Origin of the sequence: Streptomyces cupreus, assembly GCF_014257025.1 — a bacterium.
Classification (GTDB): domain Bacteria; phylum Actinomycetota; class Actinomycetes; order Streptomycetales; family Streptomycetaceae; genus Streptomyces; species Streptomyces cupreus.
In genome coordinates this window covers 17,827-34,807 of record NZ_JACMSF010000048.1, presented here as the reverse complement: position 1 = coordinate 34,807, position 16,981 = coordinate 17,827, and the positions used below count along the sequence as shown (strand labels likewise).

Genomic DNA, 16,981 nt, shown 5'->3' with positions numbered 1-16,981 from the left:
CCGTCCGGATCAGAACAGATTCCCGAAACTCGCAACTCGGCCGCGATCGAACCCCTCTTCGATCTCCATCGAGGGGCAGGGCGGGGCCGAGATCCGACCGAGCCGCGCTTCAGCACGGGCCCGGCGGACAGCGCTCAGGGGCCCGAACCGCGTTCGGGACCCATACCCTTGCCACTTCAACCACCTTGAAACCTGGGCGAGTTGGGCCCTCGGCCGGTGGCGGGTCATCGAGGCGCACTCTCGACGTCACCGATCCTCAAGGCCCCCTCCAGCCCGTTGAACAAGGTTGAGTCGCGGCACGCCAACGTCCCGCGGCGAGGAGGCAGCGTCCATGTCCGGCTCGTTACTCACCCCCACCGACACGTCCGCCGAGGTCAGGGAGGCCGCCGAACTGGCCGCCAGGCACGCCGCGGACGCGGACCTCGCCCGAAGGCTGCCGGGCGAGGTGGTGGAGGCCCTGGTCGCGGCGGGGTTCGCCCGGCATTTCGTGCCGGTCCGCTGGGGCGGGCGGGCCGGCGGTTTCGAGGAGCTGCTGGACACGGTGTCCACGGTGGGCGAGGGCTGCACCTCGGCCGCCTGGATCGCCACGGTCACCTCCGGCGCCGCCCGGATGGGCGTCTGTCTGCCGGAGGAAGGACAGGGCGAGCTGTGGTCCGGCGGCGCCGACACCGTCGTCGTGGGAGCGCTCAACCCCACCGGGCGGGCGGCTCCCGTCCCCGGCGGCTGGCGGCTCACCGGCGAGTGGCCGCTGGTCAGCGGCGTGGACTTCGCCGACTGGACGCTGGTGTGCGCGCTCGCGCCGCTGCGGGAGCGGGAGACCGCACTGTTCCTCGCCGTGCCGCGCCGCGACTACCGGGTGGCGGACACCTGGTTCAACGTCGGGATGCGGGCAACCGGCAGCAACACGCTGATCGCGGAAGGGGTGTTCGTCCCCGAGCACCGGTCCGTCGCGCGGGACGACATCCTGCGGGGGCGTGCCGTCGGCTCCGACGCGAGGTGCCACACCGCCCCGCTGCGCGCGGTCAGCGGCCCGCTGTTCGCCGCCCCCGCACTCGGCGCGGCGCGGGCGGCCGTGCGGACCTGGTCGGCGCGGATGGCGGGCAAGCCCGGCCAGAACGGCAAGGGCGCGCCCAGGGACAACCCGTCGGTGCAAGGCGTGCTGGCCCGGGCCGAGGGGGAGATCGAGAGCGCGGCCCTGCTGCTGCGCCGGGCGGCGCGTACGGGCGACGAGGGTTTCGGCGGCGAGGGCGAGCGGGCCCGGGCGCCGAGGGACTGCGCGCTGGCCGCGGACCAACTGGTCGACGCGGTGGAACGGCTGTTCCGCTCGGCCGGCTCCGGCGCACAGGCCCAGGACGATCCGCTCCAGCGCATCTGGCGCGACGTGCACTGCGTGGCGAGCCATGCCGCCCTGCGCTTCGAGACCGCGGGCAGCGCCTACGGCGGTCAACTGCTGCGGGCGGGCGACGAACTTCCCGAGCACCACCACCGAACCCAACAGAAGAGGTGACCGAGTTGCAGGGAGAGACCACTCCGCCGCGTACGGGTCCGTTCGCCGATCCCGGTCTGTACGCGGAGATCACCCAGTTCTACGCCTGGCACATGGCGCTGATGGACGACCGTGAGCCGGACGCCTGGGCCGACGCCTACACCGAGGACGCGGTCTTCGAGGAGCCGGGGCGCACCGACGCACTGCGCGGCCGGGAGGCCATTCGCGCCTCGATCACCAAGCGCACGGCGGAGCTCGCCGAGGCGGGCACCGTCATGCGGCACTGGATGAGCAACCTGGCCGTCACCCCGCTGCCGGACGGAACGCTGCGCGCCCAGTACTACTCACTGGCGATGCGGGCGCCCCGGGGACAGCGGCCGGACATCTTCGCCCACGTGGTCTGCCGGGATGTGCTGGTACGGGAGGGCGACCACTGGCTCATCCGCCACCGGCACATCGGTATCGACGCGTTGGAACACTGAATTCGTGGCCCGGCCCGGCTCCGGCCGGTCTCATGCGACAGGAGTGGACATGCGTATCGGAATCGTCTTCTTCCCCACAGTGGGTCCGGCCGACAAGCCGGCCGACCAGTATTTCGACGAATGCCTGCGGCTCGTCGACCTGGCGGAGGAACTGGGCTACGACCACGTCAAGATAGTCGAGCACTACTTCTTCACCTACGGCGGATACAGTCCCGACGCCACGACATTCCTCGCCGCGGCGGCGGGCCGGACCCGGCGGATCAGGCTCGGCACCAGCGCCACCATTCCGGCGTTCCAGCACCCGGTGAAACTGGCCGGGAAACTCGCCATGCTGGACAATCTCTCTCAGGGGCGGCTCGACGCGGCTTTCGGCCGGGCTTTCCTGCCCGACGAGTTCGAGGCGTTCGGCATTCCGCTCGACGAAAGCCGCAGGCGCTTCACCGAGAATGTGGCGGCCATTCAGAAGCTGTGGGCGGAGGAGAACGTGGTGTGGGACGGGGAGTTCCACAAGTTCGGCCCCGTGACCCTGCTGCCGAGGCCCGTGCAGCAGCCGCATCCGCCCGTCTTCGTGACCACCGCGCAGAGCCTGGACTCCGTCGCCGACGCCGCCCGCCGCGGCCACCATCTGCAGACGGTGCCGAACGCCATGTCCCGGGAGGGACTTGAGGAGCGGCTGGGTCTGTTCCGCGCGGAGTGGGCGGGCACGGATTCGCCGCGGATCCACCTCAGCTATCCGACCGTGGTGAGCGAGGACGCCGAGCGGGCGCGCAAGGCCGGGCGGGCGGACGACGAGGCCAACACGGTGTCGTTCCGGGCCGCGGTCGAGTCCTGGCGGAAGGTGTCGAGCGAGGCGTATCCCGGCTACGGCAAGCTGGCCGAGAAGCTGTCCAAGGGCGCCGACTTCGAGACCAAGGTGGACGAGAACAAGCTGCTGGTCGGCACGCCGGACTCGGTGCGGGACCAGTTGGAGACCATCGCCGGGTGGTACGGCGACGACGTCACCCTCAGCCTGGGCGTCCACTCGGGCCATCTGTCCTACGAGGACGCGGCCACCACGCTGCGTCTGCTCGCCGAGAAGGTGCTGCCCGGGCTGTTCCCGCTCCAGGCAGCCTGATCGGGGCCGTGCCGTCCCGGGCCCGGCGGCCTCCCGAGACGGCACGGCCCTCTCACACGGTGAGCGCGGCGCGGTCGAGCAGCGGCTCCCACCAGGACGGATTGTCCCGGTACCAGGTGACAGTGGCGGCCAGCCCCTGATCGAAGGGGATCGAGGGCCGGTAGCCCAGCTCGTCCTGGATCTTGTCGATGCCGAGCGAGTACCGCCGGTCGTGCCCTTTGCGGTCCTCGACCGGGCGCACCCGATCCCAGCTCACGCCGCAGGCCTGAAGCAGCCGACCGGTCAGCTCACGGTTGGTCAGTTCGGTGCCACCGCCGATGTGGTAGACCTCCCCGGCCCGGCCGCCGCGCAGCACCAGTTCGATGCCGGCGCAGTGGTCGTCGACGTGCAGCCAGTCGCGTACGTTGCCGCCGTCGCCGTAGAGCGGAACGTCCTGCCCGGCCAGCAGCCGGGTCACGAAGAGGGGGATGACCTTCTCCGGGAACTGGTGCGGCCCATAGTTGTTGGAGCACCGGGTCACCACGACGTCCAGACCGTGGGTGCGATGGTTGGCGAGCGCCAGCAGATCCGAGCCGGCCTTGCTCGCGGCGTAGGGCGAGTTGGGGGCCAGCGGCTGGTCCTCGCTCCAGGAGCCGGTCGGGATGGAGCCGTACACCTCGTCGGTGGAGACGTGCACGAAGCGGCCGAGCCGATGGGTGCGCGCGGCGTCGAGCAGGACGGATGTGCCGGTCACGTTCGTCGTGACGAAGGGCAGCGCCCCGTGGATCGAGCGGTCGACGTGGGACTCGGCGGCGAAGTGCACCACCGCGTCATGGCCGGGCAGGACGGAGTCGACCAGTTCCACGTCCCGGATGTCGCCCTGGACGAAGGTGAATCGGGGATGATCCGCCACCGCCTTCAGATTGGTGAGCGTGCCCGAGTAGGTGAGCGCGTCCAGTACGGTGACTTTCGGATCCGGGATCTTTGGAAATCGCCCCGAGAGCAAATTTCGCACGAAATGGGAGCCGATGAAACCGGCGCCGCCGGTCACGAGAATCCTCATGTCCGGAGACTGCTGTCACCGGCTCAATGTGCAGTGGTGCTGGGCTCGGGCAGCAGTGGACATCTGCTGTGGGCTTGTGTACCGCGGCAGTTGCTTGCGCTTATGCTGCCGAATATGCGCGGCATACTTCTCGCCGGTGGTACGGGATCGCGTTTAAGGCCCCTCACCCAAGCGGTTTCCAAGCAGCTCATGCCAGTGTTCAACAAACCGATGATCTATTACCCGTTGACCACCCTCATCAATGCGGGTGTTCAGGAGATACTGATCATCACGACGCCCCATGAGAAGGAACAGTTCCAGCGGCTTCTGGGCGACGGTTCGCAATGGGGGCTCCGGCTGGAGTACGCCACTCAGGACCGCCCCGAAGGGATCGCGCAGGCCTTCCTGATCGGGGCCGAGTTCATCGGCGACGACCCGGTCGCCCTGATCCTCGGCGACAACATCTTCCACGGCGTCGGACTCGGCACACAGTTGCGGGCCAGGCGGGACATCACGGGCGGCTGGATCTTCGCCCACCAGGTGAAGGACCCCACCGCGTACGGAGTGATCGAGTTCGACGACCAGGGCAGGGTGACCTCCATCGAGGAGAAGCCGAAGCAGCCCAAGTCCCCTTACGCGGTACCGGGGTTGTACTTCTACGACAACGACGTCGTCGACATCGCCCGCAAGCTGCGCCCCTCCGCCCGGGGCGAGCTGGAGATCTCCGACGTCAACGCGGAGTACATCCGGCGCGGCCGACTGCATGTCACCGTGCTGGAGCGGGGCACCGCCTGGCTTGACACGGGCACCTTCACCTCCCTCGTGGAGGCGGGCGAGTTCGTCCGCGTCCTGGAGGCGCGGCAGCGGCTGATGATCGGCTGTGTGGAGGAGGCCGCCTGGCGTGCCGGGCTCATCGACGACGAGCGGCTCGCCGAGCTCGCCGAGCCGCTCCTGCAGAGCGGATACGGCGCGTATCTGCTCGAACTCCTCCGGCCGACCGCCCCGTTCGACGCCCCCGGTGCCGCCGCTCCCCCTGCCACAGCCGACCAGTAGGAGGCACCGTGCAGATCAGAGCTCTGTCGATCGAGGGTCTGTGGGAGGTGACTCCCCAGCAGCACCTGGACGCCCGGGGCCGGTTCATGGAGTGGTACCGCTTCGACCGGCTCGCCGAGTCGGTGGGGCATCCGCTGGACCTGCGGCAGGCGAACCTCGCGGTCTCCTCGCTGGGCGTGGTGCGCGGCATCCACTTCGCCGATGTGCCGCCCGGCCAGGCCAAGTTCGTGACCTGCCCGGCCGGAGCGGTCCTCGACGTGATCGTCGACATGCGGGAGGGCTCACCGACCTTCGGGCGATGGGAGGCGGTCCGGCTGGACGGTGACACCCGCAAGGCGGTGTACATCTCGGAGGGTCTGGGACACGGCTACTGCGCGCTGACCGAGTCGGCCACCGTCGCCTACCTCTGCTCCGCGGTCTACGCCCCCGAGCGGGAACGCGCCGTGCACCCCATGGACCCCGACCTGGACATCGACTGGCCGGCGCTCGGCGAGCCGCTGCTGTCCGAGCGCGACGCCGGTGCGCCGACCCTGAAACAGCTCGGCCAGGAAGGCCTGTTGCCGGACTACGACGTGTGCCGACGCTTCACCGCGTCCCTGGACGCGAAGGCCGTGAAGGGAGCACCCGCATGAGCGCCCCCGCGAAGACCGAGGTGCACGAGGTGGAGCACCGGGCCGAGGTCGCCGCGCCGGCCGAGCTGGTGTACCGACTGCTCTCCGACGTCACCCACGGGCCCCGGCTCTTCCCGAACATCGTCCACATGGAACGCTTCTCGGGCGACGGCATGAACGAACGCGTCGGCGTCTGGCTGACCTCGGGCGACCGGGTGTTCCCCTGGGTGGCGCTGCGCACCCTGCGCCCCGACGACCTGCGGGTCGACTACCGGCAGGAGACCACCCAGGCACCGGTCGCCGACATGGGCGGCTCATGGATCGTCGAGCCGGTCTCGGAGCGAGCGTGCCTGGTACGGCTGCTGCACGACTGCCGCCCGGCCTCCGCCGAGCCGGACGTCCTGGACTTCATCGCCGAGACCCTGGACCGCAACAGCACCGCCGAGCTCGCCGCGCTCAAGGAGGCCGCCGAACGGGAGGCCGCCGACGAGCGGTTGGTGACCGAGATAGAGGACACGGCGCGCGTCGACGGATCGGTCGCGGACGTGTACGAGTTCCTGGCCGACGCCGCGTCCTGGCCCGAGCGCATTGCGCACATCGTGTCGGTGGACGCGCGCGAGGGCGGCGACAATGTGCAGTTGCTGGACTGGGTCACCCATACCGAACGCGGTGTGGACCACCCTTCCAAGGTCGTCCGCGTGTGCTTCCCGCCGGACCGGATCGTGTACCGGCATCTCCTCGTGCCGCCGCTGGCCGCCGTGCACACCGGCAGTTACACCGTGACCGGGGACGGGGACGGGGCGCTCGTCGTCTCCCGGCACACCGTGGTCCTCTCGGAGTCCGGTATCGCGAAGGTGCTGGGCGAAGGTGCGGACGTGACGCAGGCCCGTGCCTTCACCGAGCAGGCGCTGAGCACCAGCAGCCGGGAAGTGCTGGCGCGGGCGAAGGAGTTCGCCGAGCGGCGACGGCACGGCGGGTGAGGACACCGGAACCCGGCGCCCTCCCCGCCGTCGGGCGGTCAGCCCGTGGTGAGCACCACCTTGCCGCGCACATGGCCGGTCTCGACCTCGCGGTGCGCCTCGGCGGCCGCTGTGAGCGGATGGGCGGCGGCGATGGGCAGCACCAGCTCGCCACCGGCGGCGAGGCCGGCCAGCTCGGCGAGGAGCTCGGCGGAGCGTGCGCCCCGCAGCCGTACGATGCCGTGCTCGTCGGCCGCCTTCTGGTCCACCGTGGTGCCGATCCGGGCGCGGTCGGCGACGAGTTCCAGGGACGCGTCCACGGCTTCACCGCCGACCGCGTCGAGGACGACGTCCACGCCTCCGGGGGCCAGCGCCCGCACCCGCTCGACGAGTCCGGCGCCGTAGCGGACGGGTTCCGCTCCCAGGGAACGCAGATAGTCGTGGTTGCGCTCGCTCGCCGTGCCGATGACCCGCGCGCCGAGGCGTCGGGCGAGCTGCACCGCGACGGTGCCGACTCCGCCGGCGGCGGCGTGCACCAGCAGGGTCTCGCCGGCCCCGACCTTCAGCTCCCGCAGCGCGTTGGCGGCGGTTTGGCCGACGGCGGAGAGCGCGCCAGCCACCTCCCAGGGCAGGGCGTCCGGTTTGGCGGTGACCGAGTCGGCGGGGACCGTCAGGACCTCGGCGTAGGCCGCCATCGCCGTGAAGCCGAGCACCTCGTCCCCCTCGGCGAAGGCGCTGACGTCCGCGCCGACCTGGTCGATCACCCCGGCGAACTCATTGCCGAGCCGCTGCGGGAACGTGACGGGAACCATGCCCGCGAAGTCTCCGCGCCGCAGCTTCACATCGACCGGGTTGACCCCGGCGGCGCGCACCCGGACGCGTACCTCGCCGGGTCCCGCGACCGGTTCGGCAATCTCCAGCGGGCTCAGAACTTCGGGACCTCCGTATTCGGAGAACGCGATTGCCATTGCCATGTGGTTTTCCTCCCGATACACGTTCGAGCATTTTTCAAGAGGTGCTTGAGAAGCTCTCGGACGAACCCTTCGCTCCTCAAACACCCTACGATGCTGGGCAGTTGAGACGCTCGGGGCGCGTCTTGAAAACGGGAGAGAACCATGGCTGAAAACGCCGAAAAACTGGACGCGCGGCTGGTGAAACTCGGCGCGGTCATCGTGTGCGGCGCATTTCTTTCGGCGATGGACGCCACCATAGTCTCGGTGTCACTGGACAGCGTCGGCCGTGAGTTCTGCGCCCCGCTCTCCTCGCTCCAGTGGGTCGCGGCCGGGTATCTGCTCTCGCTCGCCATGGTCGTCCCGGTGACCGGCTGGGCGGCGGAGCGCTTCGGCGCCCGGCGCATGTGGCTGTTCGCGCTCTCGCTGTTCGTCGGGGCCTCGGCACTGTGCGGCGCGGCCTGGTCGGTGGAGAGCCTGATCGCCTTCCGGCTGTTGCAGGGCCTCGGCGGCGGACTCGTCCCGCCGCTCGCCCAGATCCTGCTGGTGCGGGCCGCCGGGCCGCGGCGGATCGGGCGGGTGATGACGCTGGTGAGCGTGCCCACGCAACTCGCGCCGATCGTCGGGCCGAGCGTGGGCGGTCTGCTCGTCCACGACCTGGGCTGGCGGTGGATCTACTACATCAATCTCCCCCTCGGTGGCATCGCCGTCCTCTTCGCCTGGCTCGCCCTGGAGAAGGACACCCCCGCCCCCGGCGAGTCGGGCCGGCTCGATGTGCTCGGACTGCTGCTGCTGTCCCCCGGACTGACCGCGCTGCTGTACGGGCTGTCCGTGCTGGAGGAGTCCCCGGACGGCTTCGGCTCCGGGAAGGTCCTCGCCTTCGTCGGCGGTGGGGCGGTGCTGATGGCGGTGTTCGTCGTCCGTGCGCTGCGGCAGCGGGCCATGCCGCCGGTCGTCGATCTCCGGCTGTTCGGCAACCGGGCGTTCGCCCTCGCGTCCGGGCTGCTGTTCCTGCTCGGCGCCACCCTGTTCGGCGCCATGTTCCTGCTGCCCCTCTATTACCAGCAGGTGCAGGGGCACGACGCGCTGCGGGCCGGGCTCCTGCTGGCCCCGCAGGGCGCCGGCACGGTGATCGCGCTCGCCCTCGCCGGCGCGCTGGTGGACCGCTTCGGCCCGCGCTACATCGTGCTGACCGGCATCGCGCTGACCGTCCTGGGCACCCTCGCCTTCACCGGCGCCGGTACCGGCACCAATGACGCCCTGCTGACCGGCGCTCTGGTGCTGCGCGGTCTGGGCCTCGGCGCCGTCGCCACACCGCTGACCGCCTCCGCGTACCGCTCACTGACCAAGGACGCCGTGCCCCGGGCCGCCCCCGCGCTCGTCATCGTCCAGCGCATCGGCGGCTCCCTCGGCACCGCCGCTCTCGCCGTGCTCCTCCAGGGGCAGCTCGGCCGGGCGGACGGCGCGGGCGAGCCGTCCGCCGCAGCGGTCGCCGACGCGTTCAGCACCACGTTCTGGTGGACCGCAGGCCTCAGCGCCGTGGCCCTCGTCCCGGCACTGTTCCTGCCCGGCCGCCCCCGCGACACCGAGAACGCCGGCCCACCGGAGACGGACGACGGCTCAAGCCCCGCGTCAGCGGATTTCGAGCGGCGGCCGTAAGGCTGCGCCTCGCAAGACCCACTTCCGAGCCCTCACCCCACCGCACGCACCAAGAGGAGCCGTCATGTCCGCCGTATCCGCCGGATCTCCCCGAACCCGCCGCCGCGTCCTGCGCTCGCTCGCCGTCACCGCGCTGGCCGTCCCCTCGCTCCTCATGGCCTCCGGCGCCGCGCAGGCGGACACCGCCGCGGCGGCCAAGTCCTACTCGCCGGTCGGCACCTGGAGCGCCCAGGTCACCACCTCGATCCCCAGCTCCGGCACGACCAGTTTCACGTTCCTCGCCGACGGGACCATGGGCAACGACACCGACACCTGGTACTGCACGGGCCGGACCACGTTCTCGTACGACATCAAGCACCCGCACAAGGACGCGGGCGGCAATGTCGACGGCTCGGTCGAGGGTCACCAGGACGCCGTCCTGAGCGACGACGACCACTGGACCTCGCACGGCGTCTCCAAGGTCCTCGACCTCCAGGGCAACGTCGTGAGCAGCTTCACCGTGGACGTCGTCGCCACCCGTACCTCGTAACAGCCCTGCGATACGGCGCCCCGAGCAGCGAGCCCCGGCCCCGTCTCGGGGCACCGGTCGTTCTCCCGACCGTCCGACGAACGGAGTACCGACCATGCGTGTGCTGTTCACCTCCCCACCCGCCCTCGGCCATCTCTTCCCGGTCATCCCGCTGGCCTGGGCGCTGCGCTCCGCGGGCCACGAGGTGCTCGTCGCCTCGTCCGACACGGCGGTGGACGCGGCGGTGAAGGCGGGCCTGCCCGTCGTCGACGTGTCCCCCGGCACCGACTTCGACCGGGTCTTCGGCGGCGGCCCCCAGCTCTCGCCCGCAGAGCTGGCGCAGCAGATGAAGGTGCGCGGCCAGGCGATCGTGAAGGCGGGCGGATCGACCACCCCAGCCATGCTGGAGCGGTTCGCGACGGTGAGCGACCTCATGGCGGACGGCACGCTGAGGATCGCCGAGGAGTGGCGGCCCGATCTGGTCGTCCACGGCCGGCTCCAGGGCGCGGGGCTGCTCGCCGCGCGGCGGCTCGGTGTCCCCGCGGTGGAGCACGGCTTCGGGATGCTGCGCGAGGGCGGCTTCGCCCAGGGCTACCTGCCCTATCTCGCCCCGTCCTTCGAACGCCACGGCGTGCCCGTGGAACTGCCCGCCCACGCGGTGCTGCACGTCGGCCCGCCGAGCCTGATGAGGGGCGAGGGCGAGGGCTGGACCATGCGGTACGTCCCCTACAACGCCGGCGGCGAACTGCCCGAGTGGCTCACCACCGCGCGTCCACGCGCCAGGGTCGCCGTCTCGCTGGGCACCATCGTGCCGAGGATGCTGGGCGTGGGCGGTCTGGAGAAGCTGCTGGGGGCCGCCGCCGAGACCGACGCCGACTTCGTCGTCACGGGGATGAACGAGCAGGACCTGCCCCAAGTACCGCCGAACGTACGCGTCGTGCGCTGGCTGCCGCTGAACGCGCTGCTGGAGCGGTGCGACGCCACCGTGCACCACGGCGGCTCCGGCTCCACCCTGACCGCGCTCACCTTCGGCCTGCCCCAGCTGCTGCTGCCCCATGGGGCGGACAACTTCGTCAACGCGGACGTGATCGACCGAGCGGGCCTCGGGCTCTCCGTGGATCCGCACGAGGTCACCACCGACACGCTGGCCCGGGTGCTGACGGACGAGGGGCTGCGGGCGGCGGCCCGGCGGGTGGCCGACGAGGTCCAGGAGCAGCCGTCACCGGCCCAACTGGTCGGTGAACTGGAGGAGTTCGCGGCCTCCTGACACCGGCTCGCGAAAGAGGGCCGACAGCGATACCGGCCCTCTCGTGTCGCTCAGAGGTTGTGGATACCGCCGTCCACCAGCAGCACCACACCGGTGGAGTACGCGGCCTCGGCCAGTGTCAGCACCGCCTGGGCCACGTCCTCCGTCGTGCCGATCCGGCGCAGCGGGGCGCCCGCGGTGACGGCCTCACGCGGGCCGGTGAAGTCGGCGGTCCAGGAGGTGTCGATGAGACCGGGGGCCACCGCGTTGACCCGGACGTCCGGCCCGGCGACATTGGCCAGCAGCCGGGTCAGGTGGTTGATCGCCGCCTTGCTGACGGCGTACGGGATCGAGCTGCCCGTCGGCTTGACGCCGGCGATCGAGGAGATGTTGACGATGGCTCCGCCGCCGTCGGCCTGGAGGTGGGGCATGGCCGCCACACTCATCTGCCAGGTGCCCACCACGTTGACGTCCAGGATCTCCCGCCAGACCGCGGGCGTGGCGGCGGCGAGGTCGGCGTGCGGGATGAGCCGGGTGGCGCCCGCGTTGTTGACGAGCAGATCGAGCCTGCCGAGCCGTTCGACCACCGTAGAGACGATCCGGTCCGCCTGCTCCTCCACCGCGATGTCGCCCTGCACATAGACGGCACCGGGCAGCGAGTCCGCGAGTTCCTTGCCCTCCTTGGGCGAGTTGCGGGAGTTGACCGCGACCCGGTAGCCCGCGGCCGCCAGGGTCTTCGCGGTCGCCTCGCCGATCCCGGACGTCGAACCGGTCACCAGGGCGACCCGCTGCGTTGACATGGGTGTGCCTCCTTCAGGGGTACGAATCAGGCCGTGCCGTCGTGAGTGACCCGCCGGTACCGGATGAGCCAGTGGCCCTCGTGCCGAACCAGGGTGTCCTCGGCGTACGTGCTCGCCATGATCTGCGGCCGGCCGCCGCGCTCGGTGGCCATGGAGAAGGCGTAGTAGCGCGTCCGTACGACGCCCTGCTCGTCCTGCGGATCCACTTCGAGCATGCCCAGCCAGTGGCGGCGGGTGATGCCCTCGGCCACGAGCTGGTCCACCCGCTTCCGGGAGGCCACGGCGATGTTCACGCGGCCGGTCAGCGGTTCGGCGACGTTCTGGTCGAAGACGCCGTCCTCGGTGAACGTGTCCGCCCACTCCTCGACGGCACCATTGTCGAGCAGCCGCATCTGGCGGGCGTAGAACTGCTGGATCTGCTGGAACAGGCTGGCCGTCATGGAGGTTTTCTCCTTTTCTCGACTGCGGGCAGAGACTGACACCGCTCTCTCAAGGTGAACTCGATTCATCACACAGCGGTTGCCCCGACCCTTCCCCCCACCACAACCCACCTCGGGAGGGAGACAACTCATGAGGCTCGACGGAAGGGTCGCGGTCGTCACGGGCGGCACCAAGGGGCTCGGCCGGCGGATCGTCGAGGCGTTCGCGCGCGAGGGCTGCAAGGTCGTCGCGGCCGGCCGGGACAAGAGCGTCGGCGCGGACCTCGTGGAGAGCGGCGGCGACATCGTCGTGCACGAGGCGGACGTACGGGACCCCGAGTCGGTGGACGAACTGATGCGCGCCGCCGCCGAGTACTTCGGCCACCTCGACGTGGTGGTCGCCAACGCCGGGGTCAGCCGTCCGGGGCCGGCCGCCCTGCTCGACCCGGCGGACTTCGCGGACACCATGGCCACGAACCTCGGCGGGGTCTTCCACTGCACCCGTTCCGCCGTGCCGTACCTGGAGCGCAGCGAGTTCGGCGGACGGATCGTCAATCTGTCCTCGGCGCTCGCCACCCGCGTCGCCCCGGGCGCGTCCGCCTACGCGGCGACCAAGGCGGCGGTGGAGATGTTCACCCGGGTGACGGCGGTGGAGCTCGCGCCGAAGGGCATCACCGTCAACGCGCTGTGCCCGGGCCTGATCGACGAGGGCATGACCCGCTCCATCAAGGACAACGAACGGGTCTGGGCGCTGTACGAGCCGAAGCTGGCGATGGGTCGCCTGGGTTCCCCGGACGAGGTCACCGCCGCGGCACTGTTCCTCGCGGGGGCGGAGAGCTCGTATGTGAACGGGCATGTGCTGGAGGTGAACGGCGGACTCAACTGGTAGGCGGGCCAAGGCGATCCACACAACGGCCGACGCTGTCGCGCGCCGGCCGTTGTACGGATCAGGCGCTCGCCGCCCTGTCGTCCGAGAACGCCGCGTTGACCACGGCCAGGTACTGGCGAGGGGTCTGGGCGTCGTTCACGGCGTCCTCGTCGATCGTGAGACCGTACTCGCGCTCGATCTTGCCGGTGGTCTGGAGCACGGCCAGCGAGTCGTAGTTGAGTTCGGTGAACGTCTTGTCGAGCACATCCCCGTCCAGGTTGACCGTCTCGTCCTCTCCGGCGCACTCACGCAGCAGAGTGGTCAGGTCGTCGAGAGTGAGTTCAGTCGGCATGGTTTCTCCGTCTCCTACGTCGGGTTCTCATGTGGGGTCGCGGGTCGGGTGGTGCGGGCTCAGCCCGGGACACGCACCACCATCGCCGCGTTGAAGCCGCCCCGGCCGCGGGCCAGCACCAGCGCGGTCCGCAGCGTGGCCGGACGGGGCTTCCCGGTCACCAGGTCGATGGCGAGACCCGGTGCGGGACCGTCGACGTTGACGGTCGGCGGGATCACCTGGTCCCGCAGCGAGAGGAGGGCCGCGGCCAGATCGAGCGAGGCCGCGCCCGCGGACAGCCGGCCGGTCATCGTCTTGGGTGCGGTGACCGGAACGGCGTTCGGACCGAAGAGCGCGGCAAGCGTCCGGGCCTCCGAACGGTCCGCGGCGATGCCGCCCGCGGCGTCCGCGAACACGACGTCCACGTCCGCGGCGGACAACCCCGCGTCCGACAGGGCGAGTTCCGCGGCATCCCGCAGCCGCGAGCCGCCGTCTTCCCGGCCCGGTGCCGGGTCGAAGGTGGCCGCGTACCCGGCGATCGTCCCGTACGTGTCGGCTCCCCGTTCCCGGGCGGCCGCCGCGTCCTCCACGACCAGCAGGGCTCCGCCCTCACCGGCGACATGCCCCGAGGCGTCGGCGGAGAACGGGAGATAGGCGCGCCCCGGATCGTCGACCGTGCTCAGGCGGCCGTCGGCGAGCTGGGCGGCCCAGCCCCAGGGGCACAGCGCGGACTCGACTCCGCCCGTGACCACGAGACGGATCCCTTTGCGCACCACCTGCCGACGGGCCTGGGCGACCGCGTCGAGCCCGCCGGCCTGCTCGGTGACCAGCACACCGCTGGGGCCGCGCAGCCCGTGCCGGATGGAGATCTGGCCGGTGTTGACGGCGTAGAACCAGGCGAAGGACTGGTAGGCGCTGACGTACTTCCCGCCCTTGCTCCACAGCGCCTGGAGCTCGCGCTGCCCGAACTCGAAGCCGCCCGCGGAGCTGGCGGTGACCACGCCCGCCGCGTAGTCGGGCAGGGCGGAGGTGTCGACGTCGGCGTCGGCCAGGGCCTCGTCCGCGACGGCGAGCGCCAGCCGTGTGACATGGTCCGTCTGCGGCATCAGCCGCCCGGGGGTGTGCCCCGTGGGGTCGAAGTCCCTGATCTCCCCGGCGAGACGGGCCGGGTACTGGTCGGCCTCGAACCGGCTGATCGCCCTGATCCCGCTCTCGCCGGCCAGGGTCGCACGCCACCACTCCTCCCGCCCGAAGCCGTTGGGCGCGGCCACTCCGATGCCGGTGACGACCGGGGGCGTGGTGGTGGGCTGAGGCTGGGACGCGGTGTCCGCCGCCGTACGTCCGGCGCGGGCTGTCATCGTGCGTCTCCCTTCTCGGGGCGGATGAGGACCGTCGCGCTCTGGAAGCCGCCGAATCCGCTGCCCACGCTGAGGACGGTGTCGGTGCGCTGCTCCCGCGCGGTCAGCGGGGTGTAGTCCAGGTCGCAGGCCGGGTCGGCGGTGTGCAGGTTCGCGGTGGGCGGGATGACACCGTGCTCGATGACGAGGGCACTGGCCGCGACCTCGAGGGAGCCGATGGCGCCGAGCGAGTGACCGATCATCGACTTGATGGAGCTGACCGGGATGTCGTGGGCGTGGCTGCCCAGGCTGCGCTTGAAGGCGGCCGTCTCGTGCCGGTCGTTCTGCTTGGTGCCCGAGCCGTGGGCGTTGACGTACTCGACGTCGGTGGGGTCGAGCCGCGCCTCGTCGAGGGCGACCCGGATCGCCTCGGCCATCTCCCGGCCGTCATTGGTGAGACCAGTCATGTGGTAGGCGTTGCAGCGGGTGGCGAAGCCGGCGATCTCCGCATAGATGTGCGCGCCGCGCCGACGCGCCCGGTCCAGGTCCTCCAGGACCAGTACGGCGGACCCCTCACCGAGCACGAAGCCGTTGCGGGAGGCGTCGAAGGGCCTGGAGGCGGTCTCCGGTTCGTCGTTGCGCGGCGAGGTGGCCTTGATGGCGTCGAAGCAGGCGATGGTGATCGGGGAGATGGGCGCCTCGGTGGCACCCGCGATCATCACGTCCGCGCTGCCCTCCCTGATCAGTTCGACGGCGTGGCCGAGGGAGTCAAGACCGGAGGTGCAGCCCGTGGACACCATGGACACCGGACCCTGGGCGCCGGTGCGCCAGGCGACCTCCGCGGCCATGGAACTGGGCACGAAGTAGTCGAAGAGATGCGGTACGGCGAGGGTGTGGTCCACCTCCCACCGGCTGCCGCCCTGGCTGACGACGTTGTACTCGGCGTCCAGGCCCATGGTGCAGCCGACCGCGCTGCCGAGGGTGACGCCCGTGCGCAGTGGGTCGAGGCCCTGTTCCACACCGCTGTCGCGCACCGCCTCCCGGGCGCTGACGACGGCGAACTGGGCGGCGCGGTCGAGGCGTTCGGCTTCGTCGGCGCTGAAGCCGTGCTCCAGCGGGTCGAAGTCGGCCTCGGCGGCGATCCGCGACCTGAACTGTGAGGCGTCGAACGAGGTGATGGACCGGGTGGCGGTCCGGCCGGAGGTGAGCAGGGACCAGAACTCCTTCGTTCCCACCCCTCCTGGAGCGACCACACCGATCCCGGTGATGGCGACACGACGGTTCATCGGCTGCCCTTCATGAGTAACGGCTGCCCTTCGTTGATGGATGCGCCCGCGTGAGAGAGGCGTTGTACGTCCTTGCACAGCCGGCCCAGCAACTCCGGCAGGGCCCGGCCCCGTACGAAGTAGTGGTCACCGGCGACGGTGCGCCGCCCGTGGATGCTGTCGGCCCACGCCCGCCAGCCGTCCATCACCTCGGGACCGGCCACTGGGTCGTCGGTGCCCGCGATCGTCAGCAGGGGTGTGGCGAGCGGTCCGTCGGCGGCCCGGCGCAGCTCACGGGCGAGCCGCAGGTCGTCACGGATGACGCCCAGAGCCGTGCGCTGCCAGATGCCGCCGCGCGGGGTGCCCGGTTCCACCGCGCCGAACGTCTCCAGCAGGTCGAGCAGCCGGTCGTCGGGCAGCTCGCAGGCGTCCGCGAGCGCGGTGCGGGTGTCGGGCGGCGGACAGGCGCCCACCACGACGAGCTCAGGACCGCGGCGGCCCGCCTTCTCCAGGGCACGGGTCACGGAGTACGCGATCAGGCCGCCCAGGCTGTGCCCGTAGAGGATGTACGGCTCCTCGGGCGGCGGTCCGTGGTGCCGCAGCAGGTCGGCGAAGAGCCCGCGGACACCGGTGACGCGGGGTTCCCGGCGTCTGCTGTCACGTCCGGGGAGCAGTACGGGCACCGGACGCGCCGAGGCGCCCAGCAGTGCGGGCCAGCCGCCGAACGCGGAGGTGCCGGCGCCCGCGTGCGGGAAACAGAACAGCTTTGGGCCCGCCCCCACGGGCCGCTCGGGTGCCGCCGTGCGTGTCGTGATCCGAGCAGTACGGGTCATCGCCGCCTCTTGAGTCGTCACGGTGGCGGTCAGTCTGAG

Annotated in this window: 18 protein-coding genes; 10 read left to right on the top strand and 8 right to left on the bottom strand. The window is 71.0% G+C overall.

Translation table 11 applies throughout. The features are described 5' to 3' along the window. Nucleotides 1-331 precede the first annotated feature (331 nt). The 3 genes from H4N64_RS33100 to H4N64_RS33090 are packed head-to-tail and all read left to right on the top strand — an operon-like array spanning nucleotide 332 to nucleotide 3,082. Nucleotides 332-1,507 carry an acyl-CoA dehydrogenase family protein gene (locus H4N64_RS33100; RefSeq protein WP_186286211.1) on the top strand — a complete coding sequence of 392 codons (1,176 nt, stop codon included), beginning with the start codon at nucleotides 332-334 and terminating at the stop codon, nucleotides 1,505-1,507. After that, nucleotides 1,504-1,968 carry a nuclear transport factor 2 family protein gene (locus H4N64_RS33095; RefSeq protein WP_222109695.1) on the top strand — a complete coding sequence of 155 codons (465 nt, stop codon included), beginning with the start codon at nucleotides 1,504-1,506 and terminating at the stop codon, nucleotides 1,966-1,968. The genes H4N64_RS33100 and H4N64_RS33095 overlap by 4 nt, the downstream gene beginning before the upstream one ends. Nucleotides 1,969-2,017: 49 nt before the next feature. Further along, the gene (locus tag H4N64_RS33090; protein ID WP_186286210.1) at nucleotides 2,018-3,082 is read left to right on the top strand and encodes an LLM class flavin-dependent oxidoreductase; all 1,065 of its coding nucleotides are present in this window, start codon (nucleotides 2,018-2,020) and stop codon (nucleotides 3,080-3,082) included. 52 nt (nucleotides 3,083-3,134) lie between these two features. On the opposite strand, the gene rfbB is transcribed toward H4N64_RS33090, so the two are convergent. After that, nucleotides 3,135-4,124: a dTDP-glucose 4,6-dehydratase gene (rfbB, locus tag H4N64_RS33085; RefSeq protein ID WP_186286209.1), complete on the bottom strand. Its 990-nt coding sequence runs from the start codon at nucleotides 4,122-4,124 to the stop codon at nucleotides 3,135-3,137. Nucleotides 4,125-4,238: 114 nt separating this feature from the next. Between rfbB and rfbA the strand changes: the two genes are divergently transcribed. Genes rfbA through H4N64_RS33070 form a run of 3 tightly spaced genes read left to right on the top strand, consistent with a single transcriptional unit; the run spans nucleotide 4,239 to nucleotide 6,747 of the window. Beyond that, nucleotides 4,239-5,156 (top strand): glucose-1-phosphate thymidylyltransferase RfbA, encoded by a 918-nt coding sequence (gene rfbA / locus H4N64_RS33080; protein WP_186286208.1) that lies wholly within the window; start codon nucleotides 4,239-4,241, stop codon nucleotides 5,154-5,156. Nucleotides 5,157-5,170: 14 nt separating this feature from the next. Then, nucleotides 5,171-5,788, top strand: coding sequence for a dTDP-4-dehydrorhamnose 3,5-epimerase family protein (locus H4N64_RS33075; protein ID WP_336246869.1), 618 nt, complete (start codon nucleotides 5,171-5,173; stop codon nucleotides 5,786-5,788). Then, nucleotides 5,785-6,747, top strand: a complete 963-nt coding sequence (locus tag H4N64_RS33070) for an aromatase/cyclase (RefSeq protein WP_186286206.1) — start codon at nucleotides 5,785-5,787, stop codon at nucleotides 6,745-6,747. Before H4N64_RS33075 ends, H4N64_RS33070 begins: the two co-directional genes overlap by 4 nt. A 38-nt stretch (nucleotides 6,748-6,785) precedes the next feature. On the opposite strand, the gene H4N64_RS33065 is transcribed toward H4N64_RS33070, so the two are convergent. Next, nucleotides 6,786-7,700 carry an NADP-dependent oxidoreductase gene (locus H4N64_RS33065; protein WP_186286205.1) on the bottom strand — a complete coding sequence of 305 codons (915 nt, stop codon included), beginning with the start codon at nucleotides 7,698-7,700 and terminating at the stop codon, nucleotides 6,786-6,788. A gap of 141 nt (nucleotides 7,701-7,841) precedes the next feature. Here H4N64_RS33065 and H4N64_RS33060 point away from each other — a divergent pair, with 141 nt between their 5' ends. The 3 genes from H4N64_RS33060 (at nucleotide 7,842) to H4N64_RS33050 (ending at nucleotide 11,110) form a co-directional block, all read left to right on the top strand. Continuing rightward, the gene (locus tag H4N64_RS33060) at nucleotides 7,842-9,335 is read left to right on the top strand and encodes an MDR family MFS transporter (protein WP_186286204.1); all 1,494 of its coding nucleotides are present in this window, start codon (nucleotides 7,842-7,844) and stop codon (nucleotides 9,333-9,335) included. 64 nt (nucleotides 9,336-9,399) lie between these two features. Continuing rightward, nucleotides 9,400-9,864, top strand: a complete 465-nt coding sequence (locus H4N64_RS33055) for a hypothetical protein (protein ID WP_186286203.1) — start codon at nucleotides 9,400-9,402, stop codon at nucleotides 9,862-9,864. Nucleotides 9,865-9,958: 94 nt separating this feature from the next. Further along, entirely contained in the window at nucleotides 9,959-11,110 is a 1,152-nt protein-coding gene (locus tag H4N64_RS33050; RefSeq protein ID WP_186286202.1) for a nucleotide disphospho-sugar-binding domain-containing protein, read from the top strand. 50 nt (nucleotides 11,111-11,160) lie between these two features. On the opposite strand, the gene H4N64_RS33045 is transcribed toward H4N64_RS33050, so the two are convergent. Together H4N64_RS33045 and H4N64_RS33040 are read right to left on the bottom strand one after the other, a co-directional pair. Then, nucleotides 11,161-11,889: an SDR family NAD(P)-dependent oxidoreductase gene (locus H4N64_RS33045; RefSeq protein WP_186286201.1), complete on the bottom strand. Its 729-nt coding sequence runs from the start codon at nucleotides 11,887-11,889 to the stop codon at nucleotides 11,161-11,163. A 26-nt stretch (nucleotides 11,890-11,915) separates the two neighbouring features. Beyond that, on the bottom strand, nucleotides 11,916-12,329 hold the full coding sequence (locus tag H4N64_RS33040) for a nuclear transport factor 2 family protein (RefSeq protein ID WP_186286200.1): 414 nt from the start codon (nucleotides 12,327-12,329) through the stop codon (nucleotides 11,916-11,918). A 130-nt stretch (nucleotides 12,330-12,459) separates the two neighbouring features. Here H4N64_RS33040 and H4N64_RS33035 point away from each other — a divergent pair, with 130 nt between their 5' ends. Further along, a complete protein-coding gene (locus H4N64_RS33035) occupies nucleotides 12,460-13,197 on the top strand; it encodes an SDR family NAD(P)-dependent oxidoreductase (RefSeq protein WP_186286199.1) in 738 nt (245 codons plus the stop codon). Nucleotides 13,198-13,255: 58 nt separating this feature from the next. Here H4N64_RS33035 and H4N64_RS33030 read toward each other — a convergent pair whose 3' ends face one another. Genes H4N64_RS33030 through H4N64_RS33015 form a run of 4 tightly spaced genes read right to left on the bottom strand, consistent with a single transcriptional unit; the run spans nucleotide 13,256 to nucleotide 16,963 of the window. Further along, nucleotides 13,256-13,528, bottom strand: coding sequence for an acyl carrier protein (locus H4N64_RS33030; RefSeq protein WP_186286197.1), 273 nt, complete (start codon nucleotides 13,526-13,528; stop codon nucleotides 13,256-13,258). Nucleotides 13,529-13,587: 59 nt separating this feature from the next. Beyond that, nucleotides 13,588-14,865 (bottom strand): ketosynthase chain-length factor, encoded by a 1,278-nt coding sequence (locus H4N64_RS33025; RefSeq protein WP_222109694.1) that lies wholly within the window; start codon nucleotides 14,863-14,865, stop codon nucleotides 13,588-13,590. Beyond that, a complete protein-coding gene (locus H4N64_RS33020) occupies nucleotides 14,862-16,130 on the bottom strand; it encodes a beta-ketoacyl-[acyl-carrier-protein] synthase family protein (RefSeq protein WP_186286195.1) in 1,269 nt (422 codons plus the stop codon). Before H4N64_RS33020 ends, H4N64_RS33025 begins: the two co-directional genes overlap by 4 nt. Continuing rightward, complete coding sequence (locus tag H4N64_RS33015) at nucleotides 16,127-16,963, bottom strand: thioesterase II family protein (RefSeq protein WP_336246865.1); 837 nt, start codon at nucleotides 16,961-16,963, stop codon at nucleotides 16,127-16,129. Before H4N64_RS33015 ends, H4N64_RS33020 begins: the two co-directional genes overlap by 4 nt. Nucleotides 16,964-16,981: the final 18 nt, after the last annotated feature.